Below are 24,078 nucleotides of genomic sequence, written 5' to 3' on the forward strand. Positions count from 1 at the left end.
TAACGCAACAAATATAAATCAACTACCTATTAGGTGTGCCTGAAACCACAGTTTGAGGGTCAAGGCGCATCTTGCCCAAATTAATTCTCCAATCCAAATGAGGACCAGTGGCACGGCCCGTTGCACCGATAGTACCTATTTGCTCACCTTGTTTTACCTTATCGCCCACTTCAACCATCATGCTGTCTAAGTGCAGGAAGGTAGAGAAAACTGTCATTCCGTGATCGAGTATTAGCGTATTACCTGAATAATAAAGATCTTCAGCCAAGGTAACCACACCGTCAACGGGGGCATAAACAGGCGTGCCCGTTGGTCCACCTACATCCACGCCGTAATGTGGCCATTTGGGTACGCCATTCAGTACACGTTGGCTACCATAAACACCCGTAATTGGGCCGCTCGCTGGCCACTCAAACTTGGTAAAAAGCGCATCCAGATCAGAATTTCCGCTTCTGGCATTAGCAACATTGATATTGTCCTGTTTTATGCGTGCCGACACCGCTTCAGGTGGCGTAACCATCTTGGGTTCAAGACCGTCTATGCGCTGAATATCATATTCTCGTTTAGATAATGTAATGTCTCTTACGAATTCTTCGCCTGATGCACTTTTTACCACTAAGTGCTGCTCAAGCGGTGCTTCACGCTCAAAACCAATTACAAACTTGCCGTCTTTATTCGTTTCAATACGCTCACCGTTTAAGAATACTTCAGCGCCTTTATTAACTTGCCCCCTAACTAAGGCCCCTTGGGTAAACGTGCCATTAATAACTAAATTTACGCTGCTTTCTAGAGCTGGCTGAACCTTTTGCGATGCATATGAAACCGGTATTAAAGAAGACGCGCTCACAAGTGCAACACAAACTAAACTAACAGTTCTTATTGTTTTAAAAAGCATGTAATTACCTCTACCTCACTTATCATTGTTTGCCGAGCGTGAAAACTTCTATGAATCGTTAACCTTTAACCGTTGCACCTTTGCCAACACCTTCATAGGCGATTACCTGACACAGGCCTTCTGGTGTGCGCTTTTTTTGTTCAAGTAACAAATACTGGGCTAAGCACTCAACGGTGGAATCTGTTTCTATTACTTCACAATCGCTTTTTGGTAGAACAAGTTCAAAGTACCCTTGCGACGATTCATAGGCAAAGCAGTAATAATCAGACGGCACTGTAACTTCGCCCTTGAGTTGCCTGTCTTCGTAACGAATTTCATCTTCGAGAGTCGCGATATAGATATCTTCCCAACGTGAAGCCCAATACTGCTGGCTTTCTAAACACGCTTTTCCGTCAATTAAGATATCAATACGCGAGCGATGACCGTGCGCAATACGTTGACAATTGCCATCGTGTTTTTTCAAACCGTGGGTATAGTGGTAGAAAGGTACGTCGATAACTTCTGCGCGCAGATTTAGCGTTATGTTTTCCACGTTTTCAGGAAGATGCGTGGCTAACACTTCTTTTAAATAAACGCCAACAGAGTCCATATCGATAATATCTGAATACACAAATGCGTAGGCTTCTGCCGGACAATGCAGCATAATTTTACGGTCGTCGGTACAAGTAAAACGAACTTCTACTTGGTCACTCTGTTCATCGTGAAGCACTTCAGCGCCACTGTATTCAGCGGGCACAAGTAACTTGTGATCAACATATTCATCAATCAAACGTTTTAAGTTCTTTTTTACATGACCAAAGTCTTGAACCATGCTCTCTTCGTTGAGTTCACCGTCCAACACAACATCGACAATCCAACTCTCACCTACCATGCCACGTTTTGGGCAAAGATAAGAAAAGTCCATCACTGTCAAATCATTTACAAATAATTGCATAACACCCTTGGATCGAGTTTATATTCTTTAGTTAGTATACGTTTTTTCTTTACTGCGCGCAGTCATTAGTCCATAGAAGATTGGCGGTTTAGCTGATCTTTTAGGTTTGGTGGAATACCGCGAATAGTAAGCGTGTCGGTTGCTGGGTCGTAAAAAACCCTATCACCCATTAGTTTGCGTTCAAAACTAATTGATACACCACCACCTTGACCGGTGAATTTCGCTAGTTGTTTTAGCGCTGCGGGGTCGGGCTGAATTTCTTTTTCCAGGGGCACTTCCAACGATTGTGTAAACGATGAAAAGTTTGCACTCGTTTCTTCGTTAGCAGGTAAGCGATTTGCTAGTTCATCTACTGATAAACTCTCGCCCGCATCAATCTTCTCTTTGAAGTAGGTTTTTACCTCTTCACGATGCTGATGCTGCTCTTGTGGATCCAATGATTCGCTCGCTAGATATGCATCTACAGTAGAAATTAGCTGTTTGTTTTGCTGTTTCACATCAACCAGCTCTTCACAGCCCACGAACTGCATAAAGAAGTCAGAGACTTTACGCCCCATGCGCCCTTTTATAAAGCTTACATACCGCTGCTGTTCTGGTTGTATCTGCCACTGAGTTAGGTCAAAGCGCACTGCTAATTGCATACGCGCTAAGTCTAGGTGCTCACGGGCTGATAAATCCAGAGAGTTAGTGACTTCCACATGCGAACGGGTATTCAACAAGGTAATCATTAAATACTGGGTAGCTAAATATTCATACTGACAAAAGATCAAAAAGCCTGTTTCCACAATGCCCATATCCGCCAGTGTTTTTACTAAACGCCCTGTTGCGTTCACTGAAAATTGATGAAAAGCGTCTTCCACATTATCACCCGCCGCTTTTTGAATCTCAGTATATTGCTTTAGCGAATGTGCAAATTCAGATACGTCTTTCACTTTTTCTTGCTGAGAAATATCACCATCTTCATTTTCAACTTGTTCAGTGTGCGTAATTTCAGTCACGAAATGCCCCACACCTTTGCCTGGCTTTGAATTGAAACTGTGATTGATTTGATGGGCCAAAAGTTCAATTTCAGGCGTAACTGCTAGGCAATTATCACGCGGGATCGCTTCAATCTTATCGTCTTTGTTTACAATTAAACGATGTACTACAAAGTGATGAATCAGTGCACTCATATTCTATCGGGTGTCCTGTTGCTTAAAAAGTGTCAGAAATATTCAAAGAATTGCGGGATTTTAGAATGAATGATTGTACTCACTCAAACAACGATTATAATCATTTTATTAGTAAAACCATTCTTTTTATCAAAGAAATCATAAAAAAGAGGCGTAGCAATGCCCCAACAAAGCCGCTATAGCAACGACGAATTCGAATCTTTAATGAATAAAGTGATCTTAACACTCGAAGAAGAAGGTGCAAATCGCGACCTTTCATTGATGGTGTTAGGCAATGTAATTACTCATATCCTCAACACACAAGTGAGCCCTGATAATCGAGAAGCCATGGCAGCACAATTTGCCGACGTGCTTAAGAAAAGCGTAAAAAGCAATTAGGTCTTTCGCATGATACTTGCAGAATCGCCGCGTCGTCAGCGTGTGACGAAACTCGTCAATTGGGGTCATTGGTTTGCGTTGGCAAATATTATCATTGCCATTGTTATAGCCTCAATTTTTGTTTTCTCGTCTCCAATGCCGGGCACGAGTGTCGGTACGGTGTTTTTGCTAGCCAACTGGTTTGGTCATATTGGGTTTATGACCTTCTTTGGTTTTGTTATTTTCATTTTGCCGTTGTGTTACCTAGTCAACAACCAGCGTATTATAAAGGCCAGCGCCTCTATTATTGCTGCGGTTGGCTTAGCACTGCTCGCCTTCGATGCACTGCTTTACAATCGAACAGGTTTTCATATCAGTTTTCATGCGGCAGATTTGCTGCGCGATGAAGCAAAAAACCAAATATCCGTAGAAAACTGGCAACAATGGGCATTTCTTTTCTTATTGTTTATTGTGTGGTTGGGCTTTCAACTGGTACTTGCCAATGCAATATGGAAACGTGTAGAGCGTTTTACCCGTTATAAAGTGGGTATTCCAGTTACCACATTCTTTGTGAGTTGTTTTGTCACTAGTCACGCCATTCATGTATGGGCAGATGCAAAGTTATATCAGCCAATCATTAAGCAAGACAATATGTTTCCATTGTCCTACCCAGCAACTGCAAAGACCACCATGTCTCGTTATGGCTTGCTCGATTTAGCTGCATACGAAGAACGTAAGCAACTACAATTTAACCCTGACATTCACAATATCATTTATCCTGCGGAACCTGTTTATTGCTCGGTAGAAACCAGTAAAAATATGACGGTAGTAGTTCAAATCGACAGCAGCGACGACCCGCTGTACGGTAAAACTACGCTACAAGTTATGCAAAACTACTATTCGACCGCCAGTACTATCGAAGGATTGATAACAACCACGCTATTTGGCGTACCTGAAATCTATGAAGCCGCACTTTCCAATAAACGACCTGTGTTACTAGCACTACCTTTAGGCTCTGGTATGCCAGTGTCTATTCACAGTGAAGAGGCCCTACCTTTTCCTCAACTTGCAGGTTATTTACAACCGTTGTCAAATAATCATCAAGGCTTACATATTGCGTTTTTAAAGGGCGATGAAATTGCGCAATATGTTAATAGTGCGCTTTCCCGTCAGCACGATGTTATTGTTGCCACAGGCTTTGGAGAAAGCTCAGGTAAAGGCCGTTTATATAGCAGTATTGGTTTAAACGCAGATTTAGCCAGTACCGAAGACTTGGCCCCTACCATATTAAACGCATTAGGATGTAGTGCACCGAGTACTTTTTACTCTACGGGGCAAAACCTAATTTCACCTTCTCGCCCGTGGCTTGTAAGTACTTCAGGTGAACGCATTGTTGTTTTCCATGACAATAAACGCACTGATGTACTGAGTAATGGTAGTTATGAAATTAGTGAATTGAATACAGGAAAGCGCAGTAACGACCCACTAAATGTTGATTTACTCAGCCAAGCTATTAAGCATTTATCACGCTTTTCAACACAGCATTAAAAAAATTAAGGCGCTCTATTGAAGTGTCAATAGTAAGCACGTAAAGACGTGTAGCGCCTTTATTTTTCTGCGCTCTCAGCCAACTCAACTATCGTCACCATAATTATACCAGCCATTCCTGCATTCCCACGCTTCGCAAGGAAACTTGCCAGCGCCTTCTGATTGGGCAGTTATCTATGCGGACTGGCATTATACACAGTTACGCATAACCATAATTTATTAGTAGACCGCGCATGTTCCATTGATGCTAAAGCACTGCTTTCACTTCATCTAAATCATTTACATGATATACATTGTGGCTCGTGCTTATTGATCTGCTTTGTGCGGGTGTTACAGGGCTGTTCGACAAGTAAAAACTCTTTTGAATGCCAGCGCTATCTGCCGCTTCAATATCACGCCAGCTATCACCAATCATGATGCTATTGGCTAAATCAATATTCAGTTCTGCGGCTGCACGAATCATCATTCCAGGCTTAGGTTTTCGGCACGTACACGAAACCGCATAGCGCTCTACATTCCCTTCCTGATGGTGAGGACAGAAATATACTGCTACTTCACCAATACCATTTGCAGTGAAATCTTGCTGCACTTTTGCCATCAAGGCTACAAAGTCATCTTCGCTGTATAACCCCCTTGCTATGCCGCTTTGGTTAGTGACGATAACAGGCAAATAGTCCATCTCTTGCGCATAAAGAATTAGCGAAAATATACCATCAAGATATTCAAAATTTTCGTAATGACCGACGTAACCATGGTCGACATTTACCACACCGTCACGGTCGAGAAAGAAGGCTTTTTTCATAATGCTTTCTTCCATACTTGAACGTTAAAGTCTGCGGTTACACTTTTAAGTGCACTAACCATGCTTTCTATTTTACCTTGAGGCAACTTCCAGTAAAACGGCGTCATCTTAATCAGTGCTAAGGCGTGTTCACTATCGACAAGATCAATTGTGAAGGTTAGACGTTCTCGATTAGCTAATTCAAGACCATCTCTATTGGTGTGATTTGGCGTATGCTTTCGAGGCGAATCGTAAACAAGGGACTTAATCTCATATAGGTGATCGTAAGATGGGTCCACAGTAATAAGAATGCCTTCATCGCTTAGCAGTCGTACATATTCAGCGTCATTACCTGGCGCAAATACTTGGATCATAATATCTTGTGAATGATTTTCTAACGGCAGATCAAAACTGCTAGCCACTACAAACTGCTCACGTTTAAAGGCTTTTGCGGCCAAGTCCACTGCAATCTTAGAGATATCACTACCCGCACCGACACAAGAGATCCCTTTTTCGCGAAGGCCATTAACCATTTCATTGAGATAACTACCTTCACCACACCCAGCGTCAAAAATGTGAATAGGTGTTTTAACTTTTAAATTTTCCGAGTGCTCAATGATGTCTAATGCCAATTCAACCATTCTTTGTTTTAACGGCTGATAGGCATTAAGTTGGTGAAAAGCGCGCCGAGCTTGGACCATTGCTTTGTCGTCCCCAGGCGCTTTAGACTTTTTAAATTGTACGGGGAATAAGTTTACGTAACCTGATTTTGCCTTATCAAAACTATGATTTTGAGGGCAATTCACTGGGGTATTTACGAGGTCTATTGGATATTTACACAGTGGGCATCGCCACATATACAGTTCTTTTGTCTGATAATTTTGCGATGTAGTCTACCAAATATAGAAGCAATTCAACAATAAAGCATATGCATACCCTTAGGTTTAAGGGTATGCACCTAGCGCGTGTTGACCTTTGCAGCACTTTCTTACAGTAAAGGCCTACACATTCTAGTATCCAATAGTAATAAATGGATTATCTACCCAACTGTGCAAGTGGGTGTTTATCGCCTTCCCATGGTGAAGTAAAAAATTGCTCTACAACTGTTGCAGGTACATCTTCAACACTTGCATACTGCCACTTTGGTGACATGTCTTTATCAATCAATAGTGCACGAACGCCTTCTTGGAATTCTCCCTGCTCACCACAGCGACAAGACATATCTACTTCCATTCTAAAGCAATCGGCAAGCGACATTTCGCCACCCCGCTGACACTGCTCAAAAACAAGGTGCATGGTGATTGGCGACCCTTTAGCTAACGTAGACTGGGCACGAGTTAACCATTTATCACCTTCCACGTTGTTCGTTAAAATGGCATTCACTACTTCAGGCGCACTATTGCCGCTACATAGTTCATTAATAAGCGACATATGTGGCTCTATATTGGCTTGGGGCAATTCCTCTGGTTTAGGAACAGATTTTAGCACCTGCGTCACTTGCTCAGACAAATCATCGCCAATGTTCCATTGATGTTCAACCAGCGAAGAAAGCATGCTTTCTTTCTCACTACTACTCACTAAAATATCACCAAGCCCAACGAAACACGCATCTGTACCGTTCATTTGTCCGCCAGTTAACCCAAGGAACAACCCTGTTTTACCAGGTAATCGGGGTAAGAAATAGCTTCCGCCCACGTCAGGATATAACCCAATGGTTATCTCAGGCATAGCCAAACGAGAAGTTTCAGTTACCACTCTATGACTAGCGCCGCAAAGAAGTCCCATACCGCCGCCCATGACGATACCGCTTCCCCATACCACTATCGGCTTGCTGTAGTTATGAATAGTGTAGTCAAGGGTGTACTCTGTCTTGAAAAAGTCTTCCAGAAATGGCGGGATAGCGCCTTTGGCTTCTAACATAGACTTGTACATAGAAACTATGTCTCCACCAGCACAAAACGCCTTTTCACCCGACGCATCAATAACGACGGCAACAATATCGTCGCGCGATTGCCATTGCAGTAATGCGTCTAACATCAAACCAGCCATTTCTAAATCTAGCGCATTGAGTGCTTTGGGCTTATTTAGTGTTAATCGGCCAATCGAATATGCACTACAACTGGTTTTTAACTCGTCGACCAAAACAACGGGTTCACTACTCATCATCACCACTCCTTGATTACAGTATGCTTCTCTCGTCTGCCAGTAAACGTCTACCGATAATTACTCGCATAATCTCGTTGGTTCCCTCTAAAATTTGATGTACACGCACATCACGGAAATGTCTTTCTAAAGGATATTCTTTAATATACCCATAACCGCCGTGAAGTTGTAGCGCGTCATTGCACACATTGAAACCCACATCTGTAGCAAAACGTTTTGCCATCGCACAATAGGTAGTCTTGTCAGCGTCATTATTATCTAGTTTACACGCCGCCATTCTTACCATCTGTCGCGCCGCAACAAGTTCAGTTGCCATATCAGCTAACTTAAATTGCAATGCTTGAAAGCCAGCTATGGGCTTGCCGAATTGCTCGCGCTCAGTCATATAAGCACGCGCCGTATTCAAGGCTTGTTGAGCAGTGCCAATAGAGCAAGTAGCAATGTTGATACGTCCACCGTCTAGACCTTGCATTGCCATTTTAAAGCCCTGACCTTCTTCGCCTAAACGCCATGCTTCTTCTAGGTGGACATTGTCAAAAGTGATCATGCGAGTGGGTTGTGCATTCCAGCCCATTTTTTCTTCTGCTTTTCCGTATTCAATTCCTTTGGCATCGGCAGGAACAGCAAAAGCAGAAACCCCTTTAGGACCATCGCCACCGGTGCGCGCCATGACAACAAGTACGTCTGTGCTACCAGCGCCAGATATAAATACTTTTGAACCGCTCAAAGAATAACCACTATCAGTTTTAACCGCTTTCGTCTTTAACGATGCAGCGTCGGAGCCTGCACCAGGTTCTGTTAGGCAATAAGATGCAAGTTTGTCGCCGGTTACAAGTGAGTCACACCACATGCCTTTTACCGCTTCGCTACCCCATGTAGCTATCATCCAGGTTGCCATATTGTGGATTGTCAACATGGCCGTTGTGGTTGTACATCCCATCGATAGCTGTTCGAAAATAATCGAAGAATCTAGACGAGATAAACCTAGGCCACCGGCGCTTTCTGGCGCATACAGCCCACAAAAACCAAGCTCACCGGCCTTTTTTATTGCCTCTACAGGAAAGTAATGTTCTTTGTCCCATAATGCTGCATTCGGAGCTAATTCTTGTTGGGCAAACTGGCGTGCGGTTTCTTCAAATGCTAATTGATCATCAGTTAATTCAAAGTTCATATAGATTACCTTAATCAGATGTTTAGTCTTGTTTTCGCACACAATAACGAATAGTTACCCCTTACGTAAACGTAAAGGTAAATTTTTATTTAAATTAAGTTTGCCACAACGTAAATATTCTGTGACGTAATTTGACGTAAACAAAGAATGGGTATATTACAAGTATATGCATTAAGGCAATTACGTTGCATTGTGTATAGTGCACTTTATGCAAGCCACTGTTAAGCTATAGCCATACACATCGAGAAGTTAGATTATTGTGGATTTTAGAATTGCCATTGTTGAAGACAACGCAACTGCACGCACAGCACTAAGGGGACATTTGATGTCCATTGCGAATCTATCAGTAAGTAGTTTCGCCACGGGCACTGAACTAAAAGCCGCACTAAAAAAGCAAAACTTTGAATTATTACTGATGGACTATCACCTTGGTGAGGGTAAAACTGGGGTCGAGTGGATTCAAGTATTAAGAGAATCAGGGTTTATTAGACCCAGCACGGGTATCATTTTTCTAACGTCAGATCGCGCCCCGCAAACCATTGGGCGTATCATGGACTTGCAACCCGATGTACTGTTAATAAAGCCATATACCATTGCATCACTTTCAAGGCAAATTAAACACTATCTCAGCTATCGTAGTTTCGTAAAAAATATCCTACACGCTTTAGATAACAAAGAACTTGGTAGGGCGATAAAATTGTTGCGGGGAAAAATAAGCGATGGTATTCCACCAAGATTAGTAGCAGATACAAGAAAGCTATATGCCAAGCTACTATTTGAAAATGGTGAGGTAAAAACCGCTCTACGCATTTACGAAGATGTTTTAACCCATTCAGATAAAGTACTTTGGGCACAGTGGGGTAAAATCAAATGTCAGTATTCTCAAGGGTTGTGGCCAGATTGTAAGAACCAATTAAATCAGATGGTAAACTCAAGTCTAGCGAGAGACAAAGCTTTCGAATGGCTTGCCTCCTTATCGTTTGAGCAAAGCGCTTATGATGACGTAGAGAAATACTTAAACCAAATCAAGTTTAGTGAGCTTAGCCTACCCGCGGCAAAATTAAAGACCATGGCTTTTCAAAAACAAGATAAGGTAATAGATGCCATAGACCTATTACAAAAGAAACGTGCCATGCATCGAAGTGCGAAGGATAGGTTTAATGATTTTACTTTTGAATTAGCGGAATTTTATCTGGTCTTAGCAGAGACCTCTCCTGAGACCAACCGTTCAGAAAGTTTATCGCAAGCGAGAAAACTTGTAGGTATTGCGGGAAGAAGTCAGGGTGACCCCCAAACACTACAAAAACGCGATTTTCTGTTGGCTTTTTCGGCCTTATTGGAAAACGATGTAGAAAAGGCTTCTCACTTCCTTCAAGCAGATTATATGGATAGTTTTATACGCACGGAGCCTTCTGTTTTAGTAATTGCAGCGAAGGTTTATCACAGTTTAGGCAATGACACTAAAGCAAATGAGCTACTGCTTATGGCCAAAGACAAGAATCGCGAGCTTCAAGCGATATCTGAGCAAGTGACCAATGAGGAGATGATATTCTCAGGCGGCGAACAAATGGGATTGAATCACGCGCAAGCAGTATCAATAAATGAAACAGGTATGCAATTGTTTCTTGATGGTCAAGCCAAAATTGCAATGAAACACTTTTATGATGCATATCAGCTGTCTCCCGATACAACTGCTTTTGGTCTTAACCTGCTGCAAAGCATGATCGAATCTGACACGGGCGTTTATCGTAGATTCAATGTTCATCAATTGTTTGATTTAATAAACTCAGACACCCTTACAGAAGCAAACCAAGCTCGTTTAGTTCAGCTTCAGCAATTATTAAACAATAGTTCAAATAAACACTAACTCAAGCACGTAGTACTACTCGTTTATAAGACTAAAGTCTTGCATTAGCACAATGAATACTAATTATTAGGCTAAACCCATGGTTTATCCTTTTTTCCTACTTTACTGAGAAGACTTTCATCGTAAACTACCGCCTCTGAAATTGATGGAATAGCTTCATGATCGATACCCTGCTCATTATTCTTGCGGCACTCGCTTTACTTGGCGTCATGTTCGAAGAAGTTCTTCACGTAAACAAAGCTAAAATTACTCTATTTTTTGGCACATTAGCTTGGATGATTCTATTTGTTACGGCTGAAAGCACGTCAGCAACAAACGCCGTAAATGATGACTTGCTGCACAACATTACTGAAATATCCACATTGTGGCTGTTCTTGGTGGCGGCAATGACCTTTGTTGCATACTTAAATAGAAAAGGTTTGATAGCAAATATGCTCAATGTGGTCATGCCCTCTAACATTTCGCTTAAAAAGTTAATGCTCATCACTGCGTTGTTCAGTTTTTGCTTTTCTTCACTTGCCGACAATATTACGGCTACCTTAGTCTCAATTGCGATGGTCTTGTCTTTGGGTCTTCCATTTAATCAAACTATGCGTTTTGCTGTTCTGGTGGTGTTTGCAGTGAACTCTGGCGGCGTGTCTTTGATCACAGGTGACGTAACAACACTTATGATCTTCATGCAAAAGAAAGTCACCATTACCCAGCTTTTTTGGTTACTGATCCCCTCTTTTATAGCGGTACTCGTTTTAACGGGATTGCTAAGTTTAGGTATGAAAGGTCAGGTGAAAATTCGTAAGACCATTCATGAAACAGACCGACTTGACTATGTCATTGCGGGCATTTTCTTATGTACGATAATAGCGACCTTGATCCTCAATGTGTTGTATTCAATACCGCCGATGCTCACGTTTTTAGCGGGTATGGCTATTATGTTTCTGGTCGCCAATCATTTGGGCGAAGATGATGATCAAGATCCCATCATGGATTACATACGCTATATCGAGTTTGATACCTTGTTGTTCTTTTTAGGTGTGCTTCTTTTAGTTGGTATGCTTGAACACATTGAAGCTTTGCACTCCTTGCTCTATTTGTATCAGGTATTTCCTCCGTTAATTGCCAATTATATTATGGGGGCAACCTCTGCACTAATCGACAATGTGCCGTTAACCGCAGCACTACTTAAAGCGAATATTGGCATGTCTGTGAGTGAGTGGATGTTACTTACCTATGCCGTAGGCGTTGGTGGTTCACTTCTTATCATCGGCTCTGCGGCAGGTATTGTAACTATGAGTAAAGTTAAGGGCTTAAGCTTTGCACGCTATGGAAAATACTTTTTGCTTCTACTCATCGCTTATTCAGTGGGCTATGCACTGGTTTATGGGGTTGCAACCTACATAATGCCCACAACCTGACGAGCAATTTCATATTACACTAGGAATTATACGAGCCTGTATTAATAAATACAGGCTCGTTACTACTGAGAGTTAGTCGTCTCGATTCAACACTTCTATTAACTCCACTTCAAAATATAAGTTGCTGTTTGGTGGTATTTTACCCACATTCCTTTCGCCATAACCGAGTTCAGCAGGCACCCATAATTTTCGCTTTCCACCCTCTTTCATACCTTGAATGCCAATAAACCAGCCTTGTATTACTTTGTTTTTTGATAACACAGTTTGAAACGGACGGCCTTTGTCATATGAAGAATCAAACTGTGTGCCATCTTCTAAGAAGCCTCGGTAATGCGCTGTAATTAACGCTCCTTTCTTAGCTTCTCTTCCTTCACCAACAAGCGTGTCTTCTATTTTGATTTGTTCGTTCATACACTTTCTCAACCTACATTAGCCTAAATAACAACAGAGCATCGAATAGCACTTACCTATAGTATTTTCACACACTCTAATTACAATCCGCTTTTCTTTTTACCCAAGACCCAGTCTAAGCCTTGAATAGCTGTAGTGGGAAAAGATGTTGCGTGAGTTGCTTCATCAATAATAACCAACTTGGGTTCAATACTAGTATCTCCAGCACTTTTAATCTTTTTGGCTAGTGATTGCGCCCCTAGAACCATATCCTCACCCTCTCCAAATTGTGGGCGTTCAAATTCTCCTACAGCCACGTAAACCTTCGTAAAGCTTTGCGCACTTTCTAGTGGTAACTGTAATAAGTAGTCATTATTAAACCAGACTGATGGACTTCCCAATATGTAAGACGAAAACATTGTTGGTGACGTCAGTAATGTGTAAGCCCCGAAAAGCCCTCCAAGAGAATGCCCCATAAATATGCGCTTTGATGGATCAGTCCGATATTTTGTTTCTATAAATTGAAAGAGTGAACTTCTTATAAAATCCAAATGGCCATCAGCGTTACCGGTTTGCATTTTCCAGTTTTCTGCCAATACTGGTGTGTAATCACGAACTCGGCTTGATTGTCCCTTGGAGCCCTTCTCGTAGCCGATACCGACAATTATCGCCTCCTCCATTACACCTGAATTCATTGGATAACGAGTAGAGCCGGTAACAATAGGAAAACTGTATGGTGCATCGGTGACATATATTACAGGATATTGCCTATCAACTGCCGTTTGATATGAACGTGGTAATTGAATATAGATTGGATACGTTCTTTGTGTGTTCAGCTCTTTAAGTTCAATTACCGAACTTCTTGGTACTTCATAGTGTCCAGTTTCTACATGGGTTTTAAGCCATTGCTTTATTGGCACAATCCATTCATCCCTTGGGCGGTAAAATGCGCCGTGTCCATTTCCAGTAGATATTGCATATTCTTTAAATGAACTTAATGCCATGGGTTTACGTTTTACAACATCTTGGCAAGAGCCCACCGTGTCAGAGGTTTCATATATGGATAAAAGGTTTCCGGTTACTACAATTTCTTTTTGCCTAGAAAGACCTGAAGTACACGCGGCAAGGATAACGTAGTTAATGTCAGGGTGCTGTATAAGAGAAGATGCAATGGCCGTGATAAAGCCACCACGAGAAAAACCTATTAGAGTAATTTTATGCGGGTTAACACCTTTGTTTAAGAGTTGTGCTACATATTTTGACAATATCTGAGCGTGTTCATGCGGGTCGCTTCCGTTTGGTCTATGAAGCGAAATAACGTCACTATCAAGCTCACTAAGTGTATTTAGAATACCGGGATAATCATATTCTCCCCACTCGGCATGAACCGGTTTGGGGTTGTCTCCTTCTACGATATAACCATGGGAATAAATAATATAGCTTCTATCGTTACTTACTGTTTCAGGTACATCGTTAAATACATTTCCAGCTTGAACGTATGAATACAGCGAAAGCCATAGCAATGTAACATACACAAAATTCTTCACTTTGACGCCTTTTTTGGTATCTAATTCGGCCTAGGGAAAAGTCTAGATCATTAACAGTGCAAACTTCAGCTTAAAAGCACGTTGCGCACTACATATGGATTTGATAATTGATGTTAGAAAGGTTTAGCGCGCATGTAATACACGCTAAACGGTGTAGGTCGGAACTAATTCACCTAAGTTTATTTAAATCAAACTGTTAGTCTATTTAAGACGAGTCAGTAAGCTAGACGTATCCCAACGACCGCCACCCAACTTTTGAACATCGGCATAGTATTGGTCTACCAATGCCGTTAACGCTAATGTCGAGCCATTCTTTCTTGCTTCGTTAAGCGCAATACTTAAATCCTTGCGCATCCAATCAACCGCAAACCCAAACTCAAAACTGTTATCTAGCATGGTACTTGCTCTGTTTTCCATTTGCCAAGACTGGGCAGCACCTTTACTTATTACATCGATAACAGCATTACAATCTAGACCTGCCTTTTGGCCAAAATGCAGTGCCTCTGCTAACCCTTGTACAATTCCGGCAATACATATTTGATTCATCATTTTCGCCAGTTGACCACTGCCTATTTTACCTAGCAGCTGGCTGTGTCGAGCATACGTATTCATTACAGGCGCTGCTTTAGCGTAAACATCGTCATCTCCCCCAACCATAATAGTCAGTTGACCATTCTCAGCGCCCGCTTGCCCACCTGACACTGGAGCATCTAAAAAGCCAATTTGTTTATTCTTTGCTATTTCGTAAAGCTCTCGAGCTATATCTGCCGAAGCGGTAGTATGGTCAACAAGAATACTTCCAGCATTCATTGACCCCAACGCTTGTGTAGCTACATGACGCACATCATTGTCGTCACCAACACACATAAAGACAATATCAGCATTCTGAGCAGCTTGTTCTGGAGTAGAAACAGACCTACCACCATACTGACTAACCCAGTCTTTTGCTTTCTGTTCTGTGCGGTTGTAAACAGTAACCTCAAAGCCTGCAGTGGCTAGGTGTCCAGCCATAGGGTATCCCATTACGCCAAGACCAAGAAAACTCACTTTTAAATTTGTCATACTAAGAATACCTTTTAGAGGCTAATCAATCGAAAGCACCAAAATGAAAGCATTTGCTTTCTAAGCGTGATTGAATTAGTGGTTAAAAAACGCAGCAGAATGTACCACAAACCCTTGGTCCTGTTTAACATTTCATGTACGTGAAGGTCTCTTACCATAAAAACTTACCGTGAAATATGTGTGCTATTTATGGTAATGGCTTTGTAAAACACTGCTTCATGTAACATCATCTGAAATAGGTTGTTGATGTTGCTCGCATACTATTCATAAAATAGTGTAACGTTAACTAGAGCCTGTCTATTTTTTCGGTACGTTTTTGCCGAAATGATCAACACGCTCTAAATACTTCAAAATAAAAATTAACGCGTATCGACCTTGAGGCTATTCGGACAATGGTCAAAACACTTTAATTCAAGAGCAAAAAATAAGGAAGAAGAGCTTGAGCATCTACCAACATAGCATCACGTTAAATAACGGCAAAGAAAGTACACTTGAGGATTATAAGGGCAAAGTATTGCTCATTGTAAATACAGCCAGCAAATGCGGATTTACACCACAGTACGATGGCTTGGAAGCATTGTACAAAGCGCATAAAGACAAAGGCTTTGAAGTACTTGGGTTCCCATGCGATCAGTTTGGACATCAAGAGCCTGGCAGCGATGATGATATCGCGCAATTTTGTTCGCTAAACTTTGGTGTGAGTTTTCCGTTATTCAAGAAGACCGAGGTTAATGGCCCAAATGCTAACCCGCTGTTTGTAGAGCTAAAAGACAAAGCACCCGGTATATTGGGGACGAAGCGCATCAAATGGAATTTCACCAAGTTCCTAGTGAACACTGAAGGCAAAGTTTTAAAGCGTTATGCACCCACGGTAAAGCCAGCAGAGATAGAAAAGGACATTGTTGCACTGCTCAATACTTAAAGTAACTATCTGCAGTCGTGCTAATATCAGAGCAATTATATTTAAACACAGTAGTCGGTAGTATTTTGGCAATAGCAAATTTAGCAATAGCGAATAAGAGTAAACATCACGATGAACATTGCTTTTTTCAGTACCCGATCATACGAAAAAGATACGTTTTTGGCGCTTTTTGACACTGCTTCAACAAAAGCGACGCCGCCTATCAACGTATCTTTTTATGAACATGGTTTGAATAAACACACCGCGCATTTATGCAAGGGTATATCTGTTGTGGTGGTTTTTGTTAATGATGATGTTTGTGCGGCTACCATCAAGATACTGAACGAATGTGGTGTTGAGCATATTGCTCTACGTTGTGCAGGTTTTAACAATGTTGATATTGCAGCGGCCACTCAATGCGGCATATCAGTTAGCCGTGTACCAGCTTATAGCCCTGAAACGGTAGCAGAACACACACTTGCCTTAATACTTACATTAAATAGAAAAACGCACAAAGCTTACAATAGGGTTCGCGAGGGTAATTTTGCGTTAAGTGGGTTACTTGGATTTACCCTACACAGCAAAACAGTAGGTGTGGTGGGCACGGGAAAAATAGGTAAGGCTGTTATTCGTATTTTACGGGGTTTTGGTTGCCGTGTGCTGTGCTATGACATTTATGAAGATGAAGAGGTTATAAACATGGGCGGTGAATACGTTACCCTTACAGAGCTCTTCAAAAGCAGCATAATTGTTACATTGCACTGCCCTTTAAACGCACAAAGCCAGCATATGATCAATGCTCAAACCCTTTCGCAGATGCCTGATGGTGTTATGCTAATAAATACGTCTCGCGGTGGATTGATTGACAGTAACGCAATGATCCAAGGTCTAAAAAGCAAAAAGATTGGCTATTTAGGACTTGATGTATATGAGCGAGAATCTGAGTTATTTTTCACAGACCACTCTAACGAGATAATTCAAGATGACAACTTCCAACGTTTAACCACATTTCCCAATGTGCTTATTACAGGCCATCAGGGCTTTTTCACCCAAGAAGCCCTTAGTGAAATAGCCCATATCACCGTAGACAATATTATCTATCGCAATAATATTGTCTCGCTGTGAAGCTTATGTGAAGGCAAAAACACGCTTAAAACGACGCCTACTTTTCTAGCATCAAGTGGAAGTATTTACCTAGCCATAAGTAAGGCTGCTGTCTGTGATATTGCCGCTCTAGAGCCAACAGGTCTTCGTATTTAGCACTTTGGTGGCTGATATCCCGCATGTAATCGTGAAAGCATCGAACACCTGATTTATCTAATATACTAAAACCAATAGACTCGCAATACTCAACCACTTTCATCGCGCTTAACGGCTGATTTGGGTTTAAGCGCACTTGCTTTTTCGCTTTCATGCCTTTGGCTATGTAGTCAAAATTCCCGTAGATAGCATTTGCGAAAAGGTTAGCATCTTGATTAAAGAAGCTAAGGCTTAACCTAGCACCTTTTTGCATACTGTTGTACAACGTATTGATTGCTTCATAGGGAGCTTCTAACCACTCAAGCACGGCGTGGCAAACGACCAAGTCAAAATTTTGTATATCCTTAATTTCTTGTAAATATTGGTGCCTAATGACCACATTAGAAAAGGGAGCTAACAGCTCATTGGCTTGTTCTAATACATCTTGAGAGGCATCCGTAAGCACAATATTGTGGCCTAAGGACGCAAGATGGGCACTCATCACACCTGTGCCCCCACCTATCTCCAGAATGTTCAGCGGCTTTTCGGTTTGATTTACAAAAGGCGTTAATACGTCACATAAAAGCGAGTGTCTTAGACGCCCTTTTGTCGTGCCATAAATATTCTTTGCAAACTTATCTGCAATACCATCAAAAATCCGATCTTTCGTCATTAATGTTCACGCACTACGCAGGATTAGGAATGTCGATAAATTCGACGTCAATGGCAAAGTGTTCTTTGATATGTTCCCCCAGCGCTTTGATACCATAGCGTTCAGTCGCGTGGTGGCCAGCTGCAAAAAATGAAATATTCATTTCGCGAGCAGTGTGTATGGTTTGCTCAGATACCTCACCGGTAATAAATCCATCTACACCTAATTCTACGGCACTTTCAATAAACCCCTGTCCGCCACCAGTACACCACGCAATGGACTTCAGCGTACTTCCTTCAGTCGTTTCAACTAATACTTGTCTGCCTAACAACTGCTGTAATTTTTCTTGTAAAGAAGAGGCAGACATTGGCTCTGCCAATTCACCCAACATAACCACGCCCACAGGCTTTATTTGGGTGGCCGCACGGATATTTTCTACATGAAGTAAGTCGCCCAACTGTCGGTTATTACCATACTCAGGGTGAACGTCTAAAGGTAAATGATATCCATATAAATTAATATCATTGGCCAGCAGCGCTGCAATGCGTTTTTTCTTCATACCTGTTATCGCTTGCGTTTCACCCTTCCAAAAGTAGCCATGATGAACCAAGATTGCATCTGCGTTTACGTCAATGGCTTTATCGATTAGTGCTTGAGACGCTGTTACACCCGTAACTACTTTTTGAATATTGCCTTTGCCTTCTACTTGAAGACCATTTGGGCAGTAATCACTGATTTCATTTACTCGAAGCAGGCCATCTAGATAAGTTTTAAGTTCTAAATTGGTTATAGACACGACACCTCCGGCTGAAAGTTAGACATATTGTTCAAAAAACGTTATAAAAATACGTGAACGTTTACCATTATACCTCGTATTAGTGCAAGCGTGTGCAACCTACCCTGTTGTGATTTAGTCCTAACTGAATAAACAGGGCTACATCAATTTTTAGTTTAAGGGGTTGTTTACACAACTTATTTTACATTGCCTGTATTTGAGTTTTGAGCACGTATTGACCTTTGGGATACTTTTTTCAACGTTGGTCGATGCACGTTAGTATTCGTTCGTCTTCTAATCAAAAAAAGAGCATTAATAGAATGACAAACTTAGACAAAGACAAAGTTATCACCGAATTCACAAACGCGTATACCCAAGTGAATGGCAAAGCGCCTTCCCTTGAAATTAAAAGTGGTTGGTACAGCGTTGACGGTGGCAAAAATGTACGTCTTTCACAACTAAAAGAAATGACAGCGTCGCTAGTAACATCTTCTAACGACAAACCAAAACCAATCTCGACGTCGAAAACACTAAAGAAAAGCAACACGTCTGGTAACGTTTCTGCCTCACCCAAAAGTGCGGGTGGATTTAGCGTTAAACAATTTTGGGCTGACAAACTACAACAACAAGATCCTGGCTCAACGCTACCTCGTTAACGACTAAAAGACTAGCGCGCTCGTCTTGAGCGCGTTAAACGTTTCATCACTATAATCTACTCGGGCATATTCCCCGACAAACCTTGTGCGACAAACGGCACAAGATGTCTTATCACCGCTTCTATATCTACATGTTTGTGAAAGTCCGATTCTGCTATTTCTGTCAATGCTTGACTTGACGCCATAGAAAAAACAAAACTGCCCATTGCAAAGTGCATTCGCCAAAACAACTCCTCTTCGGGTACATGAGGAAGACATGCCTGTATTGCACTCACCAGCGCACGAATACATTGGCCATAGTCGTTCATAATAAAACGACGTAAGTGACCTTGCGTTTCGTTATAACCTCTTCCAAGCAACTTGACGAAAGTCGCGGTGCCATTAGCAGACAGCGTATTTAACTTTAACATGGGAGGTATAAGTGAATACAACAGACGCGCGACACCTTCACTGCCTCTTTCGTCACGTTGCGTAGAAACACACTTTTCTATTTCAGGCATTAGTTGGTCAAAGTAACGCTTAAACACTGCTTGAATTAAGTTCTTCTTACTACCGAAGTGATAGTTAACCGAGGCGAGGTTAACTTGTGCCCTTGATGTGATCTCACGCATTGAGGTTTGTGTAAAACCTTGCTGGGAAAACAGATATTCAGCCGCATCGACTATATCGGTCTTAGTATGCCGTGCCATATAATTCTTATTATCGTAGTGTCAGTAAAAGGCGGCTTGAAGCCGCCTTTTACTTATTAAAACCAATGACGTGCTTTACTCCACGTCTTCATCAATGTCCTTTCTGCTACCTGTGCAGCTGACATGCCTAATTTCTCTGCGACGTTCTTCTTAATTGAGTACTTCACACTAAAAATTTCCCGTTCTGGGTAATGGGATAGAATGTAATCATCTGATGTCATTAAATCGTCAACCAAACCAAGTGTTTTCGCTTTAACACCGGGCCAATACTCACCAGTGGCAACCTTGTCTATGTCCATTTCTGGGCGCTGACTTTGAACAAAATCTTTAAAGAGAACGTGAATTTCTTCTATTTCTTCTTTGAATTTTGCGCGTCCTTCGTCGTTGTTCTCACCAAACACCGTAAGTGTGCGCTTAAATTCGCCGGCAGTGTGTTGCTCAAATTCAATGTCATTTTTCTTCAACAGCTTATTGAAGTTTGGAAGTTGTGCTAACACCCCAATACTTCCAATGTAGGCAAATTGTGAGGCAATTAACTTATCGGCAACACAAGCCATCATATAACCACCACTCGCAGCCACTTTGTCCACAGCAACAGTCAATGACAGTCCCTTTGCTTTGATACGCTGCAGTTGAGAAGCAGCTAGTCCATATCCGTGAACAACGCCACCACCGCTTTCTAATTTTACCAAGACTTCATCCTGCGCTTCAGCTACGCAAAGAATCGCTGTGATTTCTTCACGAAGGTGATCTACCTCTGAAGCATCCATAGAGCCTTTAAAATCGATGACAAAAAGACGTGGTGCGTTTTCTTGTGACGACGAATCTTTGCTTTTGGATTTTTGCTCTTTCTTTTGCTCTTTCGCTAATTTCTTTAGCGCATTCTTGTCTAGTAACACTTCCTTTGCATATTGGGTAACATCTTTTAGTTGTTCTGAAATTGAATTAATTTCTAGATGCCCCTTCCCTTGCTTTTGCTTGCTTGCAACGCCTACGATAGTTGAAACAACAACCACAAACGCCAATACCAAAGTTATCGCTTTGGCCACAAACAAACCGTATTCGTACAAAAACTCCAAACTTAACTCCTAGTAAAATAGTGGATTTGTGAAGAGACAAACCCAAACGTATTAACAGTGATCTAGCCTGCCACCGTTATAACTAAAAGATTGGGCAGAGATAGATCACTGATTCAATTACACTATAATACCAGTCTCGCTTTAATCTGACGATAGGCTTACTTGTTCAATTGTATTGGCATTGATATCTTCTTCAGTAAAGTAGATATCACGCAACGTGGGCTGCTCTGAATACAAGCGAGTTTGGTCGTCAAAATGCTCGCTGCCAAACTTACGAGATTGCGAGTAGGTTAAGATTCCTCTCCCTTGTGGGCCTTCATCGGTAAAGTTAATCACCATTGCCCAACTTGTACCGTAGTTAATGTGATAACCCTTCGCTTCAGCACTCATAATGGTGCCACTTAATGGTGAGTAAGTATGACGCGGCAACATGGTCCCGTTGTTGCCAGTTACAATGTTAAACACGTTAAACCCGCCTTCAATATTGTGTGCCCCCCCCCACGGTAAACGCTCACCAGATGCTGTGCCATTGGGTAAACTGCGCTCAACAAACTGTACGTCGCCAAACGGCGCGTCAAATGCAACACCTGCTTGCTCAATAACTTGTACTGCTTTTGCTATTTGCATTAGCGTAGTGTCATTTTGAAGTAAGCCCGTTGGCGTTGTCACCGGAGACTCTAAAGAGAAAGGTACTTCCCACTGTGGCGCTTGGTTAAATTGAAAAGCAAATTCCCTGAACACATGCGCACCAGTACTTGCAATATTCATGGTGCCATCCCAATCTTCTAGCGCGGCACATGCACCAGAAATATCTACATCGACCCCATTAACATTAACGGGAGTTGCCCCTTGCGCAGCACATAGCGCAAGTAAATCATCTAAAATTTCTTCGGCTAAGTAACTTCTGTTATTAAGTAGTAAAGACTCTACCTCTTGCGGCGTAAACGTATTGTCACTACCCGCTTCAGTTTCAATAAATTTCTGCCCCATTCTTGAGCGTAACGTTTGTTGATAATCTTCATTACCATACATGGGGTTAGGAACAGAAATAGGTGAAGATAAGTTCGTTAACCAATAACTATCGTTAGAGTTTTGAACTGAGTCTGTCCCTTCGTATTTTGGTGCTTCTTCATAAGGTACAGGACCATCAAAGTCGAACTGTGAAATGTGCCCCGGCAATACAGTGAAACCAGCTACTGCCTTTGTTTGTATTAACAGCGGATTGGTAGTGAGTTGTTCAATCGCTGTTTCTGTCAAATTGGGAACGGTTGAGTCATCAATATAAAATACTTGGCCATCACTTGACGCTGCCATCGTATTATTGAAGATGACCCCATCGTAATCTTTAAATGCTTGTTTAAATTCGTCCATCGAAGTTGCCATATTCATAGCAAGCCAATGATCGACTATATCTAAATTAGGTAAGTTGGCGTCTTTAATTGCGAACACGTTGCTGCTGTTCCAATCAAAGTTACCCGGCACTTCAATAATAGGGCCGTAGTTTGTGTAGTAGGCCGTTTTATTCAGTTTAATAGTTTGCCCTGGTGCTACAGCAACATCAATTTGCATTGGCTTTTCATAAATAGTACGACGATTACCATCTACAATGTGTGTCATTCCCGATGCATCGTTTTCGTCTAAAGTAAGTTGATAGACAACAAAATGCTCTGCTGTAGAGAACGTGTGCGTCCATGCAACGTTTTCGTTAAACCCAATGTTCACCGCTCCAGGTAGGCCCATTAATGAACTACCTGTTACATTTAGATGACCTGGCACCTGAGCATGGAAATTCCAGAAGCGAAGGTTACCGGTGTGGGGGAAATGTGGATTCCCCAATACCATACCTTTGCCGTTCGTAGTTTTATCACTACCTAAGCCCCACCCGTTCGAGCCCATCTCTTGAGGGTTCTTTTCTGGCAAAGTAACGGATGGCGTAATTTTTAGATTAGCAGTGAGCGCCGCAGGCGCGGATTCTGCTGGCGTGGGAAGATAACTCTTACCCTCCGGTGCGGCAAGGAACATAGGGCCTAAGAAATTGGCAGCCCCAGGCAATAGTGCAACGCCTAATGAGTAAGTTAAAAGGTCAACACTGTCTATGTTGGTTACCCAAGGCTGTCCTGCACAGCTTTGATCTTGTTCACTAACAGGAGTCTCATTGAGATACTTATTATAGCCAGCGGTGTAGCCTTGAAACATCGCTCTTGCATTAGCAGACAACCTAGGTAGGTTTTCCTCCGCTAATTCTCTTATACCAACCGTTAAATAACCAAAATCATTGATTAAATGAGCAGAGTCTCCACTACCTGGTACTTGATCGGGTCCAAAATACTTCGAGCGCTCTGAATTATATTTTACAATTTGGTCGGCCAACACACACAAATTGTCTCTGGCAAAGGCAAAACCTACACCGTAGGCCATACTTTCTAAATTATCAGCAGTCACATGTGGAACGCCGTAAGTCGTCCATCGAATATCTGCGCTAAGCGTACCGTCTGGGTCGAATGCTTGAATAGGCTCAGGTGCTGGCTCAGGCGTTGGAGGTGGCGTAGGCTCTGGTACCTGCACATTGGAAAAGTCATTGTCATTTCCGCCACATGCGGTTAAAAGTGCCGTAACCGATAACGCAACAAGCGTTTTTGCTGGCGAAAAGTGCTTTCTTGTAATCATCGCGAATGTTCCCTAACAGATGAAGATTAAATTAGTCGACCCAATTGTGAAGTAATTTAAGCACTCCTCTAAAGCGACCTCTATCACTTCAACAGATCCGACCAATTAACACTACATTAAC

Annotated in this window: 22 protein-coding genes; 7 read left to right on the forward strand and 15 right to left on the reverse strand. The window is 42.0% G+C overall.

Annotated features, from left to right (window positions below; translation table 11 throughout):
- Window positions 1–22 precede the first annotated feature (22 nt).
- From EYR97_RS07490 to yejK, 3 genes are all read right to left on the reverse strand, one after another.
- Window positions 23–895, reverse strand: a complete 873-nt coding sequence (locus tag EYR97_RS07490; RefSeq protein ID WP_131093228.1) for a M23 family metallopeptidase — start codon at window positions 893–895, stop codon at window positions 23–25.
- A 58-nt stretch (window positions 896–953) separates the two neighbouring features.
- Window positions 954–1,829: a 6-carboxytetrahydropterin synthase gene (locus EYR97_RS07495; RefSeq protein WP_131093229.1), complete on the reverse strand. Its 876-nt coding sequence runs from the start codon at window positions 1,827–1,829 to the stop codon at window positions 954–956.
- 65 nt (window positions 1,830–1,894) lie between these two features.
- Complete coding sequence (gene yejK / locus EYR97_RS07500; protein ID WP_131093230.1) at window positions 1,895–3,001, reverse strand: nucleoid-associated protein YejK; 1,107 nt, start codon at window positions 2,999–3,001, stop codon at window positions 1,895–1,897.
- 159 nt (window positions 3,002–3,160) lie between these two features.
- Between yejK and EYR97_RS07505 the strand changes: the two genes are divergently transcribed.
- Together EYR97_RS07505 and EYR97_RS07510 are read left to right on the forward strand one after the other, a co-directional pair.
- Window positions 3,161–3,379 (forward strand): DUF1414 domain-containing protein, encoded by a 219-nt coding sequence (locus EYR97_RS07505; RefSeq protein ID WP_131093231.1) that lies wholly within the window; start codon window positions 3,161–3,163, stop codon window positions 3,377–3,379.
- A gap of 9 nt (window positions 3,380–3,388) precedes the next feature.
- A complete protein-coding gene (locus tag EYR97_RS07510; RefSeq protein ID WP_131093232.1) occupies window positions 3,389–4,906 on the forward strand; it encodes a DUF3413 domain-containing protein in 1,518 nt (505 codons plus the stop codon).
- A 247-nt stretch (window positions 4,907–5,153) separates the two neighbouring features.
- Here EYR97_RS07510 and EYR97_RS07515 read toward each other — a convergent pair whose 3' ends face one another.
- From EYR97_RS07515 to EYR97_RS07530, 4 genes are all read right to left on the reverse strand, one after another.
- A complete protein-coding gene (locus tag EYR97_RS07515) occupies window positions 5,154–5,708 on the reverse strand; it encodes a D-glycero-beta-D-manno-heptose 1,7-bisphosphate 7-phosphatase (protein ID WP_131093233.1) in 555 nt (184 codons plus the stop codon).
- A complete protein-coding gene (locus tag EYR97_RS07520; protein WP_131093234.1) occupies window positions 5,705–6,544 on the reverse strand; it encodes a putative RNA methyltransferase in 840 nt (279 codons plus the stop codon). The genes EYR97_RS07515 and EYR97_RS07520 overlap by 4 nt, the downstream gene beginning before the upstream one ends.
- Window positions 6,545–6,722: 178 nt before the next feature.
- Window positions 6,723–7,853, reverse strand: a complete 1,131-nt coding sequence (locus EYR97_RS07525) for an enoyl-CoA hydratase/isomerase family protein (protein ID WP_131093235.1) — start codon at window positions 7,851–7,853, stop codon at window positions 6,723–6,725.
- Window positions 7,854–7,866: 13 nt separating this feature from the next.
- Window positions 7,867–9,021, reverse strand: coding sequence for an acyl-CoA dehydrogenase family protein (locus EYR97_RS07530; RefSeq protein WP_131093236.1), 1,155 nt, complete (start codon window positions 9,019–9,021; stop codon window positions 7,867–7,869).
- A gap of 277 nt (window positions 9,022–9,298) precedes the next feature.
- On the opposite strand from EYR97_RS07530, the gene EYR97_RS07535 reads away from it, so the two are divergent.
- Together EYR97_RS07535 and nhaD are read left to right on the forward strand one after the other, a co-directional pair.
- A complete protein-coding gene (locus EYR97_RS07535) occupies window positions 9,299–10,888 on the forward strand; it encodes a response regulator (RefSeq protein WP_307722609.1) in 1,590 nt (529 codons plus the stop codon).
- 158 nt (window positions 10,889–11,046) lie between these two features.
- Entirely contained in the window at window positions 11,047–12,300 is a 1,254-nt protein-coding gene (gene nhaD, locus EYR97_RS07540; RefSeq protein WP_131093238.1) for a sodium:proton antiporter NhaD, read from the forward strand.
- A 72-nt stretch (window positions 12,301–12,372) separates the two neighbouring features.
- Here the strand turns inward: nhaD and EYR97_RS07545 are convergent, their stop codons facing one another.
- From EYR97_RS07545 to EYR97_RS07555, 3 genes are all read right to left on the reverse strand, one after another.
- Window positions 12,373–12,711 carry an FKBP-type peptidyl-prolyl cis-trans isomerase gene (locus EYR97_RS07545; RefSeq protein WP_131093239.1) on the reverse strand — a complete coding sequence of 113 codons (339 nt, stop codon included), beginning with the start codon at window positions 12,709–12,711 and terminating at the stop codon, window positions 12,373–12,375.
- Between the two features lie 80 nt (window positions 12,712–12,791).
- Window positions 12,792–14,237 carry an alpha/beta hydrolase-fold protein gene (locus EYR97_RS07550; protein ID WP_242634948.1) on the reverse strand — a complete coding sequence of 482 codons (1,446 nt, stop codon included), beginning with the start codon at window positions 14,235–14,237 and terminating at the stop codon, window positions 12,792–12,794.
- Window positions 14,238–14,438: 201 nt separating this feature from the next.
- A complete protein-coding gene (locus EYR97_RS07555; protein WP_131093240.1) occupies window positions 14,439–15,299 on the reverse strand; it encodes an NAD(P)-dependent oxidoreductase in 861 nt (286 codons plus the stop codon).
- Between the two features lie 439 nt (window positions 15,300–15,738).
- Between EYR97_RS07555 and EYR97_RS07560 the strand changes: the two genes are divergently transcribed.
- Window positions 15,739–16,221, forward strand: coding sequence for a glutathione peroxidase (locus EYR97_RS07560; protein ID WP_131093241.1), 483 nt, complete (start codon window positions 15,739–15,741; stop codon window positions 16,219–16,221).
- Window positions 16,222–16,332: 111 nt separating this feature from the next.
- Entirely contained in the window at window positions 16,333–17,325 is a 993-nt protein-coding gene (locus tag EYR97_RS07565; protein ID WP_131093242.1) for a 2-hydroxyacid dehydrogenase, read from the forward strand.
- Window positions 17,326–17,362: 37 nt separating this feature from the next.
- Here EYR97_RS07565 and EYR97_RS07570 read toward each other — a convergent pair whose 3' ends face one another.
- Together EYR97_RS07570 and EYR97_RS07575 are read right to left on the reverse strand one after the other, a co-directional pair.
- A complete protein-coding gene (locus EYR97_RS07570; protein ID WP_131093243.1) occupies window positions 17,363–18,112 on the reverse strand; it encodes a methyltransferase in 750 nt (249 codons plus the stop codon).
- A 13-nt stretch (window positions 18,113–18,125) separates the two neighbouring features.
- Window positions 18,126–18,887, reverse strand: coding sequence for a Nif3-like dinuclear metal center hexameric protein (locus EYR97_RS07575; RefSeq protein WP_131093244.1), 762 nt, complete (start codon window positions 18,885–18,887; stop codon window positions 18,126–18,128).
- Window positions 18,888–19,186: 299 nt separating this feature from the next.
- Here EYR97_RS07575 and EYR97_RS07580 point away from each other — a divergent pair, with 299 nt between their 5' ends.
- Window positions 19,187–19,522: a hypothetical protein gene (locus tag EYR97_RS07580; protein WP_131093245.1), complete on the forward strand. Its 336-nt coding sequence runs from the start codon at window positions 19,187–19,189 to the stop codon at window positions 19,520–19,522.
- 56 nt (window positions 19,523–19,578) lie between these two features.
- Here the strand turns inward: EYR97_RS07580 and EYR97_RS07585 are convergent, their stop codons facing one another.
- From EYR97_RS07585 to EYR97_RS07595, 3 genes are all read right to left on the reverse strand, one after another.
- The gene (locus EYR97_RS07585; RefSeq protein WP_131093246.1) at window positions 19,579–20,211 is read right to left on the reverse strand and encodes a TetR/AcrR family transcriptional regulator; all 633 of its coding nucleotides are present in this window, start codon (window positions 20,209–20,211) and stop codon (window positions 19,579–19,581) included.
- 56 nt (window positions 20,212–20,267) lie between these two features.
- A complete protein-coding gene (gene sohB / locus EYR97_RS07590; RefSeq protein WP_131093247.1) occupies window positions 20,268–21,290 on the reverse strand; it encodes a protease SohB in 1,023 nt (340 codons plus the stop codon).
- A 141-nt stretch (window positions 21,291–21,431) separates the two neighbouring features.
- On the reverse strand, window positions 21,432–23,957 hold the full coding sequence (locus EYR97_RS07595; protein WP_131093248.1) for an acylase: 2,526 nt from the start codon (window positions 23,955–23,957) through the stop codon (window positions 21,432–21,434).
- Between the last annotated feature and the right edge of the window lie 121 nt (window positions 23,958–24,078).

This window comes from Alteromonas sp. KUL42 (genome assembly GCF_006538325.1).
Classification (GTDB): Bacteria; Pseudomonadota; Gammaproteobacteria; order Enterobacterales; family Alteromonadaceae; genus Alteromonas.